This window comes from Streptomyces sp. NPDC041200, assembly GCF_055591805.1.
This window is the reverse complement of record NZ_JBVIZF010000005.1, coordinates 272605-285936: the sequence shown is the minus strand read 5'-3', so window position 1 is coordinate 285936 and position 13332 is coordinate 272605. Positions and strand designations below refer to the sequence as shown.

Genomic DNA, 13332 nt, shown 5'->3' with positions numbered 1-13332 from the left:
GCCCGTGTCGCCGCGAATCTGTACGGCTTCCGGTGAGGACAAGCCGGTCAGTACCCCGTGCTGAGCGGGTGGGGAAACTGCTCCGCTCGTCGGCCAGGGCCATCGCGCCACCCAGCTACATCGAGGAGCAAGTCCGCCACGCCGCTCGGTACGAGATTCCCTCCGCACAGGCTGAGGCCGCCGCCCGCGCAGCCGTACACGCGTTGCTCGACGGCAAGTGGCAGGCGCTGCCGAAGCGGGGGCGGTGGCATAGGATATGAAGACCAACCGGCTGTGGGCAGTCGTCCACAGCCTCGGCTGATCGGGCGCTGCATCTCTCCATCGAAGATCATCAGCCACACGGCATGGCAGTGGATTACCCTGCGGGATGCAACGACGACCTTCCCTTTGTGGAAAGGACGGTCGATACCCGTGGCACACATTCGTCCCGTCACGGTGGACCGGGAAGTCGTCACCACCGTACTGCGTCCCTCGTACGACTTCATCATCTGCGGCGGGGGCACCTCGGGGTCTGTCGTCGCCCGACGGCTGGCCGATGACCCCACGGTGAAGGTCCTGCTGTTGGAGGCAGGCGGCAGCGACCGGGTGCCCTCCGTCATCGACTCCACCCTCTGGCTCTCCAACATCGGCAGCGAACGCGAGTGGGGTTACCGCGCCCAGGCTTCCCCCCATCTCAACGGTCGTACGCCTCGGCTGCCGATGGGCAAGGTGCTGGGCGGCGGTTCCAGTATCAACGCTTCCGTCTGGGCGCATGGCCACCGCAACGACTTCGACTCCTGGGCCGAGGACAGTGGCGATCCCGGCTGGTCCTATGCGTCCGTCCTCGACATCTACCGCCGTATCGAGGACTGGACCGGCTCTGCCGATCCCCGGCGTGGTACTGGCGGCCCTCTGCGGATCGCCCTCCCCGAGGACCCGGTTCCGCTCGCGCCGAAGCTGGTCGAGGCGGCGTCCGCGCTCGGCATCCCGGCCGTCGCCGACATCAACGGTGACCCCATGGAATCCGACGGCGGCTGCGGCTTTCCCAATCTCCTGGTCGATCAGGGCAACGCCCGGGTCTCGATGGCCGCGACCTACCTTCATCCGGCCATGGGACGCCCCAACCTCGACATCGTGCTGTGTGCCGAGGTGACGCGGCTCGGGCTGTCCGGAAACCGGGTGACCAGCGTGGAGTTCGTCCAGCGGGGCCGCCTTCACAGCGTCTCCGCGGGTGAGGAGGTGATCGTCTCTCTCGGCGCGATCAACACACCGAAGCTGCTGATGCTCTCCGGCATCGGTGACCTGGCCGAAGTCTCAGCCCTCGGCATACCCCGCGTCGTGCATCTGCCCGGCGTCGGGAAGAACCTCCAGGACCACATCTTGCTCGGCGGCTGTATCTGGGAGTACCGGGTCCCCGAAGCCCCGCGGAGCAACGCCGCCGAGTTCGCCTTCTTCGCCAAGAGCGACCCGTCACTGCCCGGTCCCGACCTCATGCCGACGCTGGACGAATTCCCGTGCGCCAGCGAGGTGACGGCCACCCAGTACGACGTTCCCGTCGGAGTCGACTCCGCCTGGACACTGGCCCCCGGGCTCGCCCGGCCCGTCAGCCGTGGATCAGTACGGCTGGCCGACGCGGACCCTCTGGCGGCCCCGGTGATCAACGCCAATTTCCTGAGTGCCGAGGAGGACCTGAAGGCTCTCGAGTACTGCGTGGCACTGTGCCGGGAAATCGGGAACTCGTCAGTGGTGAAACCGCTTGCCAAACGCGAGGTCATGCCCGGCCCGCTCAGCGGCAACGACCTCAGGAATTTCGTCCGCAACGCGGCCGGCTCGTACTTCCACGAAACCTGCACCGCGAAGATGGGGCGCGACGAGATGTCTGTCGTCGACAGCTCCCTGCGCGTCTACGGCATTGACGGCCTGCGCATCGCGGACGGCTCGGTCATGCCGAGCATCACGAGTGGCAACACCATGGCACCATGCGTAGTCATCGCCGAACGGGCAGCGGAGCTGATCAAGACCCGCCACGGTTTGAGGTGACTTTCCACTATCGGGTCCCGAAACCGATCCTGCGCATTTCGCCGGTCGACACATGCTCCGAGACACCGGCTATATTCGGCTAAGAGGAGACGGTCGGTGTTCTGCGGTCCGTAGGGCGCCATTTCGGGAGACGGCAGGTAGCTCCATGGGTGTCCATGAACAGCACCCAAAAACCGCGAACACCGGGATCACTCGATCAGCGCGGACACGGCTTCGGCTGCTGGACTGCGCGGTCGACGACCGAAGCGGCATCGAGCCACTGCCACTCGCCCTCGCCCACGTGGTCGCCGAACTCGGCGCCCTGGGGGGCATGATCCATCTGCGTGATCCGAACTACGGCTGCCTCCGTCTGGTAGCCAGCATCGGGCTCCCCAGCTCCCTGACCATGGGGTGGGAGACGCTCACGGAAGATGACAGCGCGGCTCCCGTGGCCTGCCTGCAGTACGGAATCCATGCCCGGACACCCCCTCCGCCCGTCGCCCTGCACCAGATGTCCTCACCGTCGTCCGGCCATCCCTCCCCCGGCGCCTCCGGCGTCGGTGCCATCCCTCGTGGAAGCGGTGTGACCTCCGTACCGGTGGTCACACCCGAACGACAACCGGTGGGCTCGCTGTCCGTCCTGACGGACACAGATGGTGACCTCAGCGACGCTCAGCGCCACTTCCTTCGGACGGTCGCCGGGTGGATCGCTGAGCGCGGACAGCCCGCCCCGGCCACCGCCACGGACGCCGGACACGAAGGCGAGCCCCCCTGCGGTGACACCATCGGCAAGGCCATGTGGCGGATGAACGACGGTCTTCTCCTGCTCGACCGTCACTCACGGATCACGTTCGCCAACGTGGCGGTCCTGCATCTACTCGGTTCTTCCGCGACAGGGGAGCTGGGAACAGTGCTATGGGACCACCCGGTGATCCGTGAGACCGGGATGGCCGCCTGCCACGGGCAGGTGGCGGCCACCCGCACACCGGTCGGCTTCGACACCCAGTGGCCCGGGAGAACAGAGTGGTATCACGTACGACTCGACCCTATTCCCGACGGCCTGGTCATCCACATCTCCGACATCACCGAACGCCGGACGCAGGAAGCCGAGCGCACTGCGGCCGAGCGCACCGCGGCCGAGCGCGTCACCCTCATGGGGGAGCTCACGTCGGCGCTCGCCAAGGCACTGACCGTCCAGGACGTCGTGAAGGCCGTCGCCAACCGCATGCTTCCCCCTTTCGGCGCAACCGGCCTGATCTGCCAGCTGATCGAGAACGGGCGCGTGCGCATGGTCGGCTCTTCCGGGTATCCGGAGGAGTTCCTCAAGATCGTCCAGAAGATTCCCTTCTCGGAAATGTCCGCCATCGTCCGTGTGCTCACCACCCGCTCCCCAAGCTTCCTGTCCACTCCGCAGGAGTACGCCGAACAACACCCTGACGCTGTCGACTACCTTCACCAAAGCGGGATGAACGCCTGGGCATTTCTCCCGCTGATCGCCTCCGACCAGCAGATCGGCTACTGCGTGGTGGCCTTCAGCCGACCCCGCCACTTCTCGGAGGAGGACCGTTCCCTGCTCATCGCTCTCAGCGGGCTGGTCGCCCAGGCACTGGAGAGGGCTCGCCTCTACGACGCCGAGCACACTCGCGCCCAAGAACTGCAGCGCGGTCTTCTGCCCCGTACCCTGCCTTCCTTGATGGCCGTCACGGCCGCCGCCCGCTACCTACCCGCCAGTGGCGGCATACAGGTCGGTGGGGACTGGTACGACATCATCCCGCTGTCCGGGGAGCGGGTGGCTCTCGTCATCGGCGACGTCATGGGCCATGGACTGTCCGAGGCCGCCACGATGGGCCAGCTGCGTACGGCCGTCCACACCCTCGCGGACCTCGACCTCCCGCCCGGCGAACTCCTCACCCACCTCAATGACCTCGTCGGAGGCCTCGGAGACGATTTCTACGCCACCTGCTCGTACACGATCTACGACCCCACCACCAACATCTGCACCGTCGCCAGCGCCGGACACCCACCGCTCGCCATCGTCCGCCCCGACGGCGCGGTCCACTTCCCGCACGACGTCGCCGACCCACCGCTCGGCGCCGCCATCCCGCCCTTCGAGACCCATGAGGTCCACGTTCCCGAGGGCAGCCTCCTTGTGCTCTACACGGACGGCCTGGTCGAATCCTCCACCGTCACCATGGACGACGGCATGGCCTCCCTCGCCCGGACTCTCACCCACGCCGTTCCCGCCTCGGGCCCGCCCGGGCAGACTGCCGGATCCGGCACCACGGCCCTCCAAGATCCTGGCCCCCTGTGCGATGCCGTCATCAGCGCGCTCCTGCCGGAGCAGACCGAGACCCAGGACGACACCGCTCTGCTGATCGCCCGTACGCGGTCACTGGCCCCCGGAAGGGTCGTCTCCTGGACACTCCCGGACGGCCCCATCGCCGCCGGTGAAGCCCGCCACCTGGTCACGGAACAGCTGTCCGCGTGGCATCTCGATGAGCTCTCGATGACGACAGAACTCCTGGTCAGTGAGCTGGTCGGCAATGTCGTCCGACATGCCAAGGGGCCCATACAGCTGCGTTTGCTGCACGGCCGGGCACTGATCTGCGAGGTCTCGGACGGCAGCCTCACCACCCCTCGCATACGCCGCGCCGCCGACACCGACGAGAGCGGCCGCGGGCTGCAGCTGGTCGCGGCGCTGTCCCAACGGTGGGGCACCCGTTTCACACCGACGGGCAAGTGCATCTGGACGGAGCAGGCGCTGCCCTCGCACCTGGTGGCAGCATCGCCCTGAAGGTTTGTCAATATTCCGATCAGGCCGCTGAGCTGGGCGATTCCTGTTCATCGCTGGGTGTCTGATGGGCGTGGCCTGGTACTCGTTGAGTAGTCCTGAAGGGTTTCAATATTCCGATCAGGCTGCTGAGCTGGGTGTTTCCTGCGGACGGTGAGGCAGCCAGGGTGGCCTCGGGTAGTACTCGTTGAGCAGTCCACCGAGTACCTGGCGGCGCCTGACCGTGGCTGCCGGCAGGGGGATGACGTTCGGGGCATCGTCTGGGCCACGTAGGTCCAGGCCGCGGTGGGCTCGTCCGGCGTTGTAGTGCTCGGCGTACTGGTCGAGGACCGTACGCAGGTGTCGTTCACCGGTGATGAGGAGTCGGTCGGTGCACTCGGCGCTGGCTGTGCGTATCCATCGTTCCGCGTAGGCGTTGGACCGTGGGCTTTGTTGCGGAGTCGGGATGACGGCTGTGCCGTTGCCGACGAAGACGGCGTCGAACGGGGCGGTGAACTTTGCCCTTGCCGGAAACCTCGTCCGCCCTGGTGGGGGCGGTTCTTCGGGTGTCCCGAAATCTTGGCCGCGTCCGCTCGAGCAGGCGCTCTCGCACAGTTGCCATCACGGCGTCATGATGATCGATCGTGCTGCTGCGACTGGCTTTCCCGGGCGTGACGAACGCGTTCGCGATGCTTCGCCTGCTGCCGATGACCGACCGGGACAAGGACGCCGAGATCCTCACCCTGCGCCACCAGATCACCGTGCTGGAACGTCAACTGGGCGAGTAAAAAGTCCGGTTCATGCCGAGTGATCGAGCGTTCCTGGTGGCGCTGTTGCACCGGCTGCCGCTGCACGTTCTGCGAAGATTACGGCTGCTCGTACGCCCCGACACGGTGCTGCGTTGGCACCGCAACCTCATCGCGCGCCGCCATGCCGCCTCCTGCCGTCCCAAACGCCCGGGACGACCGCGCACAGTGCACTCGATCCGCCTCCTGGTGCTGCGGCTGGCGAAGGAGAACCCGAGCTGGGGGTACAGGCGTCTGCACGGCGAGCTGCTTGTGCTGGGGGTGAAGGTGGGCGCGTCCACCGTCTGGGAGATCTTGAAAGAGGCTGGCATCGACCCAGCACCCGAGCGTAACTCCAGTACTTGGGCCACCTTTCTTCGCTCTCAGGCTGATGCCCTGCTGGCCTGCGACTTCATGGAAACAGTCACCTTGTCGGGGGTACGGATGTACGTGCTCGTGGTGATCGAACACGGCAGTCGCCGGATCCGCGTCCTGGGCGCCACCGCGCACCCAAGCGCATCCTGGGTAGCACAAGCGGCGAAGAACCCCGTCATGGACCTCGAAGACCTCGACTGCCGCGCACGGTTCATGATCCGGGACCGGGACGGGAAATTCTCCGACCTCTTCGACGCCGTCCTCAAGGACGCGGGGATCGACGTCGTGCTCAGCGGCGTCCAGATACCGAGGATGAACTCGATCATGGAGCGCTGGATACAGACCTGTCGCCGCGAGCTGCTAGACCGGACGTTGATCTGGAACGAGCGACATCTCCTCCACGCCCTGCGCGAGTTCGAGCAGTTCTACAACGGACACCGACCACACCAGGGCATCGCGAACACCAGGGCATCGCGAACGCCAGGCCGCTGCACCCCTTGCCCTCACCGATCGACGATCCCGACACGATAGCCCGCCTCGACATACGCCGACACGATCGCCTCGGCGGCATCCTCCACGCATACCAACATGCGGCGTGACCTGCACGGATGAGGTTTCCGGCAAGGGCAGTATCCCCAGGTCGGGTTCTCTCTCGCCAGGCGCTGGATGAGCGCGACTGTCTCTTCCGGCAACGGCGGCCGGCCGGGCCTGGCTGGCGCCTGTCGCCATTTCCAGCGCACCAGACGGCGGTGCCAGGTCAGCAGGGTGCCCGGAGTGACCAGGCGATGGCGACGTAAGGCAGGTGGCAGGTGCCGGGCGAGAGCGGAGAGCACGGCACGGTCAGCCCATGAAAGCCGCGGCCGCTCGACCTGCCGACGCAGTACAGCGGCCTCATGCCGAAGGGCAAGGATCTCGGCGTTCTTCGCGGCGGCCGACCGGCCCAACAAGAGGAAGCAGCCCAGTAGTCGGCAGAAGATCAGGTAGAGCAGTCGCAGACCCACGATCACCGATCATGCCCATACTGGGACGATCGCAATGCCCCAGGTCAACGGCTGTACAGCAATAAAGACACCCTTCAGGCGCGCAATCTGGTCATGGACCTGGAGGACGCCAGGTGCCGGGCACGGTTCCTGATCCGCGATCGGGACCGGAAGTACCCGCAGGCGTTCGACGCTATCCTCGCCGACGCCGGGATCCAGACCGTGCTCACCGGCGTCATGATGCCCCGGATGAACGCGGTGATGGAACGCTGGGCAGCGACCTGCCGACGCGAACTCCTCGACCGGACGCTGATCTGGAACCAGCGCCATCTCATCAACGCGCTACGCGAGTTCGAGATTCATTACAACACCCATCGCCCGCACCGCGCCCTCGGCCAGGGCTCACCTCTGGGATCACGGCCCACGCCGATCAACGATCCGGACCAGATCGTCCAACTGGATGTACGCGACGCGACCGACTCCGCGGAACCATCCACGAGTACCGACATGCCGCCTGACCAGCGTGGACATACTTTCCGGCACCCACACCCTCCCGACCACGCAACGGCCCCCGCGGAGACCGCCACCGCCTACCAGCGCATCGTGACCACGTTCAACGAGCACCCCGGGAAGGTGTTCCGCGTCCGCGATCTGCACGAGCACCTCGGCCTGCCCACCGACGAGCCCTCGATCAACGTCACCCGCTCCCGCCTGGGACGACTCGTCCGCCAGGGACTCCTCGAACAACCCGGACGCGGCCGCTACCAGAAACGGACTTAGCGCCCTCTGACAGGCTGATCGCCCCGGACTCCAACAGACTCCGGAAGCGCCGCAATTCCAACCAACGATGCGGATCCAGGACCACCGTCGACCGCCTCCTGCCGCCTCTCACCGACCAAGCAGCAGAGTGCCGAGCAGCAGGTCTCAACGCATCAGCAACTGTCCCTTTTCATCCGTACGCGGGTGGGGACGTTCACGTGTACGCCGACACCTCGCCGAACGCCATGTTCAGCGCCATGACGTTCTCCATGCCGAGCTCCTGGAACAGAGGCTCTTTGCCCAGACGCCGGGCGGCGTCACCGGTGCACTTCTCGTCGCCGCCCAAGATCGCGAACTCACACATCGGCATGACCGTGCTTGACCGGGCAGCCGTCCGATCACCCGTGGCGGTGCTCACCATGATCAAGACCTTCCGGCGATGTGCGTGAGAGCGCTCATCAGGGCGTCCCGATGTTCCTGGGGCAGGTCGCCAAGCACGGCTTCATCCAAAGACGCCGAGCTCTTACTGATGAAGTCGACCAGCTCGGCACCCTCCTGCGTGAGCTGGAGAACCTTGCGGCGCCGGTTGTCCGGAGCGGTAAGGCGCGTGAGCTGGCCCCGTTCCTCGAGGCCACGAAGGAGGGGGGTGAGGGTGGCCAGGTCGATACCTGTCAGATCGCCCATCTGGGATTGAGTGAGGCCGGGGTTCTCGCGCAGGGTGAGCAGGACCGCGCCCTGGGCCGGAGTGAGCGCCCCGTAGAGGCGGTGCCACTCGGCCGTGTAGACCCTCAGCGCCCGCCTGAGCACGTAGAGCGGCGATTCGGCAAGGACCCGGGGAATTCTGAGCTCGCTGTTCATGACGTCGTTCGCCTCCATGAGCGTGACCGTGGCTTGCGTTCCTAGCGCAGCAGTGTATCTTCGTGTACGAAACTTCGTGTACGAAAGGTTGCTTCTCATGCGGTTGATCGTGGGTATGACCGGGGCAACGGGCGCGATCTTGGGGATCCGGCTGCTGGAGGAGTTGCGCACCCAGCCGGACGTGGAGACACACCTGGTGATGAGCCAGTGGGCCCGGGCGACTATCGAGATGGAGACCGGCTGGTCGGGCCGGGAAGTCGCCGAACTCGCCGATGTGGTGCACGGTCCGCGGGACCAGGCCGCATCCATTTCCAGCGGCTCGTTCCGTACTGACGGCATGGTGATCCTGCCGTGCAGCGCCAAGACCCTGGCCGCCATCCGGGCCGGCTACGGCAGCGACCTCGTCTCGCGCGCCGCGGACGTGGTCCTGAAGGAGCAGCGCCGCCTAGTGCTGGGAGTGCGCGAGACGCCGCTGTCGGCGATTCATCTGGAGAACATGCTCGCCATGGCACGCATGGGCGTCACGATCCTGCCGCCCATGCCGGCCTTCTACAGCAAGCCCGAAACGGTCGACGACATCGTGGATCACCTCGTCGCGAGGGTGATGGACCAGTTCGGGCTGGACAGCGGGAGGGCTGTGCGCTGGGACGGCCCGGCCACTGCGCGCGGCAACGGCCGGCGCACCGCTCCGCGGGTTCCCGGCACCCCCCTGGGCACGGCCAAAGCTGTCGGTTGACGTTGGCAAACCCAGTCACCCACTGATCGGCCTTCACGGGCGGACAATATCTACCAGAAAGGACAAATGCACCGTCATGACATATCTGAAGGATCTGCGCGAATACCTGGATGCTCTGGACAAGCTCGGAGATCTCCGGGTCATCGACCGGGAGGTCGATCCCCACCTCGAGGTCGGCGCCATCATCCGCCGCGTGTATGAGACCAAGGCGCCGGCGCCGCTGTTCAACAACCTGAAGGGCTCTGATCCCGGTTACCGACTTTTCGGCGCCCCCGGCGGTCTGAGTTCGGCACCGGGGCAACCGCTGGCCCGCATCGCGCTCTCGATCGGCCTGGAACCCGACGCGGATGCCCGGAAGGTCATCGACACTCTGGCGGAGGCCCGCACCCGCAAGCCCATCGATCCGGTCCTGGTCGGAACCGGACCGGTGAAGCAGAACATCCTGCTCGGCGACGACGCCTCACTCGACCGCTTCCCCACCCCGTTGCTCCACGACGGCGATGGCGGCCCCTACGTGAACACCTGGGGCACCATCGTCGCACGCACCCCTGACGGGAAGTTCACCAACTGGTCGATCGCCCGAATCATGATGATCGACGGAAAGACCATGACCGGCCTCGTACTGCCCGGGCAGCACATCAATCACGTATGGCAGCAGTGGGTCGACATTGGACAGCCGATGCCGTTCGCCCTGGTCCAGGGCGGCCCGCCGGTCCTGCCGATCATCTCCGGCATGCCGCTGGCCACGGGAGTGGAGGAAGCCGGCTACATCGGCGGCCTGCTCGGCGAGCCCATCGAGTTGGTCCAGTGCGAGACCGTGGACCTCCAGGTCCCGGCCACCGCGGAGATCGTGATCGAGGGGCACCTGTCGATCGAGCGGACCGCTGTCGAGGGTCCGATGGGCGAGTTCGCCGGCTACGTCCCCAGCCACACGACCATGTGTCCGGTTTACAGCATCGAAGCCATCACTCACCGCGACGACCCGATCTGGCCGACCTGTGTCGAGGGTGAGCCGGTGGACGAATTCCACACCGTCACCGGACTCGCAGCGGCCGCGGAGGGGCTTGCCGCACTGCGCGCCGCCGGACTGCCCGTCACCACCGCCTGGATGCCATTCGAAGCCGCAACTCACCTCATGGTCGTCAGTGTCGCACCGGACTGGCGCAAGCAGCTGCCTGGGGTCAGCACCGGCGAGCTGACCCAGCGCATTCACGACGTGATCTACGCCCAGCGCTTCACCGTCACCGTCCCGCGCCTCGTCGTGCTCGATGACGACGTGGACACCTCAAATGTCGCCGAGTTGATGTGGGCCCTGGCCACCCGTGTCCACCCCACCAAGCGGCGCATTCTGCAGACCGCAAACATTCTTCCGCTGCTGGCCTGCTACACCCCCGAGGAACGGCACGCCGCCAGCGCCGAGCACGTCACCTACGACGCGCTGTTCCCTGCCATCGACGAAGGCCGCGAGCCGCGCGCTTCCTTCCAGTACAACTACCCCGCCGAAATCCAGGAACGAGTCATCGCTCACTGGAACGACTGACAGATCCCTCCACCCACGACTCCTAACCGCCCGACCGCTTCCCAGAGTGATCCGCCGCAGCGCTGTTGTTGGACCGCTGTGCGGTTTCACGCCAGATACCAGTTCGAAAGGAATGCCATGCCGATTTACCAGTGCCATGTGCCGGCCGGATCGCTCAACGCCGAGCTTCGTGCCGACCTGGCGGAAGCAATCACGACCGTGCACACCTCGGTGACGGGCGCGCCCCGGGGATTCGTTAACGTCGTGTTCACTGAATACGAGCCGTCGATGTTCTTCACCGCCGGTAAGCCCAGGGAGGCGTCATATATCAGTGGAACGATCCGGGTCGGCCGGGATCGGGCGGCGCGAGCCGAACTTCTGACCCGGCTGTCCGAAGCATGGACCGCGATCACCGGCCAGGACGCCCGAAGCCTGCTGCTCGGCCTCAACGAGGCCGATCCCACGTCCTTGATGGAGGCTGGGCTGATCATGCCCGCGCCTGGTGAAGAGGCGGCCTGGATGCATCGCCACAGGCACGTTCTCGGAGACGTGCTGTCGGCCGACTAACAGCATCGGGTGGAGCCCGCCTTGCACAGGGCGGGCTCTCCCGCGGACCAGCTGATCAGCACCTCCCGCACGCCGGGGGAACCTCAGACGGCCTGCTTGAAGCAGCCCAGGGCGCGGCGCCCGCGCCGGGTGCCGACCTCGACTCGATGGCTTCTCAGGAGCCGGGCCAGGTGCTCGGCGGTAGACCGCCGGACATCGAGAACGGCGGTGTATGTAACACTGGTCGGCACGTGAGGCCCCTCGGTCGGATCTTTCTGTCGCAAGATCGTTCTTACCAGGGGTCTTAGAGGGCACTAAGTCCGTTTCTGGTAGCGTGTGCCGCTCGAAAAGTCATCGCCGCAGCTGAGCGGGGTGCGGTCAGTTCGCTGGGATCATGCCTTGCATGATCGTGTCCTTGTTGGACAAGGTGACCCGGAAGCTGCTGACGGTTCCATCGGTACTCCTTCGCCGTGGGACGGCGAAGGACGCGGAACTGTTGGTGCTGCGGCACGAGAACGCGGTCCTGCGCCGCGAGTTGACCGGACCGGTCCGCTATGAGCCCGCCGAACGGTTCTGGTTCGCCGTCCTGTCCGGGCTGATACCCCGGCGTCACTGGCATGAGGTCTTCCCTGTCACTTCCGGCACTCTGCTGGCCTGGCATCGTCGGTTCGTCGCCGCGAAGTGGGACTACACCGCGCGCCGTGGCACCGGACGCCCGCCCACCCCGGCAGCGGTCAAGAAGCAGGTCCTGCGGTTGGCCAGGGACAATCCGAGGTGGGGGCACCGGCGGATCCATGGTGAGTTGACCCGACTCGGGCATCGGATCGCCGCTTCGACGGTCTGGGAGATCCTTAACGCGGCCGGCATCGACCCTGCGCCACGTCGCTCAGGCCCCACCTGGCGCGAGTTCCTGACCGCGCAAGCCAAGGGGATCATCGCGGCAGACTTCTTCCACATCGACACCGTCCTCGGCAGGCGGTTGTACGCGCTGGTGTTCCTCGCGCACGGCACCCGGCGGCTGCACATTACCGGGGTCACCGCCTGCCCGACGCGGGACTGGGCGGTTCAGCAGGCGCGGAATCTCACCGCCGACCTGGGCATACGCCTCGAGACCCTGCGCTTCCTGCTGCGCGACCGCGATGGCAAGTACGGCGAGGCGTTCGATGCCGTCTTTCAAGCCGAGGAGATGGAGATTCTCAACAGTGCGCCACAGGCTCCCCGTATGAACGCGCACTGCGAACCCATCATCGGCAGCATCCGACGCGAAGCCCTCGACCACGTCCTCATCATGAACGAGGCCCACGCCCGCCACGTCCTCGCCGCCTACGAGCGGCACTACAACGAACACCGCCCCCACCAAGCGCGCAACCAGCTACCACCCGACGCTCACGAACAACCCGCCGCGACACATGACCTCCACATCCAAAAGGTCCTGCGTACCCGGATCCTCGGCGGCCTCAACAGCGAATACAGACATGCAGCATGACGTGCAACGATGACTTTTCGAGCGGCACAGGGCGTTCACGGACATACAAGGCCGTGAACCGCGCGGTGCGGTCACGGTCGCTCCGGGTCTTCAAGGTCCCCACACCCCCTATATGTCGTGAACCCGGTGCATCCTTACGGATCGGTGCAAAGATTCTCGGTACCCGACGTGTCGTGATCGCGACCGCCCGCCGGGGAGAGGCGGGGCCGGACGGCCCCGGCCTGCTTGCGTGTCCTGGCGGAGGCCGGGCAGACCCGTCCCGAATGCACCGACCAGCTGATTCCTGACGAGCTGGTAACGCTGCTGACCGCCGGAGGTGGCCCTGTCCGCAGGCGACCACGAGATCGTCGTCACGTACGCGGGCGACGACGAACACCGCCCGTGCCAAGCCGTCCTACGCCGTCGGGCGGTTGATCACCGCCCAGATGCACGACGGGGGCCTTCGTGAGAATCTGGTGAATAGGTGATGCGGACGGTCCAGGGCCACCCCGCCGACGGCCGACCGGCCGTCACAACAGGC

The 13332-nt window shown here is 66.2% G+C and carries 13 protein-coding genes and 2 pseudogenes; 9 read left to right on the top strand and 6 right to left on the bottom strand.

Going from position 1 to position 13332, the window contains the following annotated elements; all coding sequences use genetic code 11:
- Positions 1-411: 411 nt before the first annotated feature.
- A complete protein-coding gene (locus ACZ6CL_RS16515; RefSeq protein ID WP_468936607.1) occupies positions 412-2019 on the top strand; it encodes a GMC family oxidoreductase in 1608 nt (535 codons plus the stop codon).
- A 196-nt stretch (positions 2020-2215) separates the two neighbouring features.
- Here ACZ6CL_RS16515 and ACZ6CL_RS16510 read toward each other — a convergent pair whose 3' ends face one another.
- On the bottom strand, positions 2216-2338 hold the full coding sequence (locus ACZ6CL_RS16510; RefSeq protein WP_468936605.1) for a hypothetical protein: 123 nt from the start codon (positions 2336-2338) through the stop codon (positions 2216-2218).
- A 243-nt stretch (positions 2339-2581) separates the two neighbouring features.
- Here ACZ6CL_RS16510 and ACZ6CL_RS16505 point away from each other — a divergent pair, with 243 nt between their 5' ends.
- The gene (locus tag ACZ6CL_RS16505) at positions 2582-4792 is read left to right on the top strand and encodes an ATP-binding SpoIIE family protein phosphatase (protein ID WP_468936603.1); all 2211 of its coding nucleotides are present in this window, start codon (positions 2582-2584) and stop codon (positions 4790-4792) included.
- A 117-nt stretch (positions 4793-4909) separates the two neighbouring features.
- Here ACZ6CL_RS16505 and ACZ6CL_RS16500 read toward each other — a convergent pair whose 3' ends face one another.
- Complete coding sequence (locus ACZ6CL_RS16500) at positions 4910-5236, bottom strand: integrase core domain-containing protein (protein ID WP_468936823.1); 327 nt, start codon at positions 5234-5236, stop codon at positions 4910-4912.
- 176 nt (positions 5237-5412) lie between these two features.
- Here ACZ6CL_RS16500 and ACZ6CL_RS16495 point away from each other — a divergent pair, with 176 nt between their 5' ends.
- Both ACZ6CL_RS16495 and ACZ6CL_RS16490 read left to right on the top strand, forming a co-directional pair.
- On the top strand, positions 5413-5556 hold the full coding sequence (locus ACZ6CL_RS16495) for a hypothetical protein (protein WP_468936601.1): 144 nt from the start codon (positions 5413-5415) through the stop codon (positions 5554-5556).
- Between the two features lie 12 nt (positions 5557-5568).
- Positions 5569-6527, top strand: a pseudogene (locus tag ACZ6CL_RS16490) (integrase core domain-containing protein).
- On the opposite strand, the gene ACZ6CL_RS16485 reads toward ACZ6CL_RS16490, so the two are convergent.
- On the bottom strand, positions 6432-6929 hold the full coding sequence (locus tag ACZ6CL_RS16485; RefSeq protein ID WP_468936833.1) for a helix-turn-helix domain-containing protein: 498 nt from the start codon (positions 6927-6929) through the stop codon (positions 6432-6434). The pseudogene ACZ6CL_RS16490 and the gene ACZ6CL_RS16485 sit on opposite strands and share 96 nt — an antisense overlap.
- A 93-nt stretch (positions 6930-7022) precedes the next feature.
- On the opposite strand from ACZ6CL_RS16485, the gene ACZ6CL_RS16480 reads away from it, so the two are divergent.
- Entirely contained in the window at positions 7023-7688 is a 666-nt protein-coding gene (locus ACZ6CL_RS16480; protein WP_468936598.1) for an integrase core domain-containing protein, read from the top strand.
- Positions 7689-7881: 193 nt separating this feature from the next.
- On the opposite strand, the gene ACZ6CL_RS16475 is transcribed toward ACZ6CL_RS16480, so the two are convergent.
- Together ACZ6CL_RS16475 and ACZ6CL_RS16470 are read right to left on the bottom strand one after the other, a co-directional pair.
- On the bottom strand, positions 7882-8088 hold the full coding sequence (locus ACZ6CL_RS16475; protein WP_468936831.1) for a hypothetical protein: 207 nt from the start codon (positions 8086-8088) through the stop codon (positions 7882-7884).
- Between the two features lie 2 nt (positions 8089-8090).
- Positions 8091-8543, bottom strand: a complete 453-nt coding sequence (locus ACZ6CL_RS16470) for a MarR family winged helix-turn-helix transcriptional regulator (RefSeq protein WP_468936596.1) — start codon at positions 8541-8543, stop codon at positions 8091-8093.
- A gap of 79 nt (positions 8544-8622) precedes the next feature.
- Between ACZ6CL_RS16470 and ACZ6CL_RS16465 the strand changes: the two genes are divergently transcribed.
- The 3 genes from ACZ6CL_RS16465 (at position 8623) to ACZ6CL_RS16455 (ending at position 11347) form a co-directional block, all read left to right on the top strand.
- Positions 8623-9261, top strand: a complete 639-nt coding sequence (locus ACZ6CL_RS16465) for a UbiX family flavin prenyltransferase (RefSeq protein WP_468936594.1) — start codon at positions 8623-8625, stop codon at positions 9259-9261.
- A 76-nt stretch (positions 9262-9337) separates the two neighbouring features.
- Positions 9338-10801 carry a UbiD family decarboxylase gene (locus ACZ6CL_RS16460; RefSeq protein ID WP_468936591.1) on the top strand — a complete coding sequence of 488 codons (1464 nt, stop codon included), beginning with the start codon at positions 9338-9340 and terminating at the stop codon, positions 10799-10801.
- Positions 10802-10918: 117 nt separating this feature from the next.
- Positions 10919-11347, top strand: a complete 429-nt coding sequence (locus ACZ6CL_RS16455; protein WP_468936589.1) for a tautomerase family protein — start codon at positions 10919-10921, stop codon at positions 11345-11347.
- Between the two features lie 86 nt (positions 11348-11433).
- Here ACZ6CL_RS16455 and ACZ6CL_RS16450 read toward each other — a convergent pair.
- Positions 11434-11577 (bottom strand): annotated as a pseudogene (locus tag ACZ6CL_RS16450) (IS5/IS1182 family transposase); the annotation flags it as partial.
- Between the two features lie 152 nt (positions 11578-11729).
- Here ACZ6CL_RS16450 and ACZ6CL_RS16445 point away from each other — a divergent pair.
- Positions 11730-12812: an integrase core domain-containing protein gene (locus ACZ6CL_RS16445; RefSeq protein ID WP_468936586.1), complete on the top strand. Its 1083-nt coding sequence runs from the start codon at positions 11730-11732 to the stop codon at positions 12810-12812.
- The last annotated feature ends 520 nt before the right edge of the window (positions 12813-13332 follow it).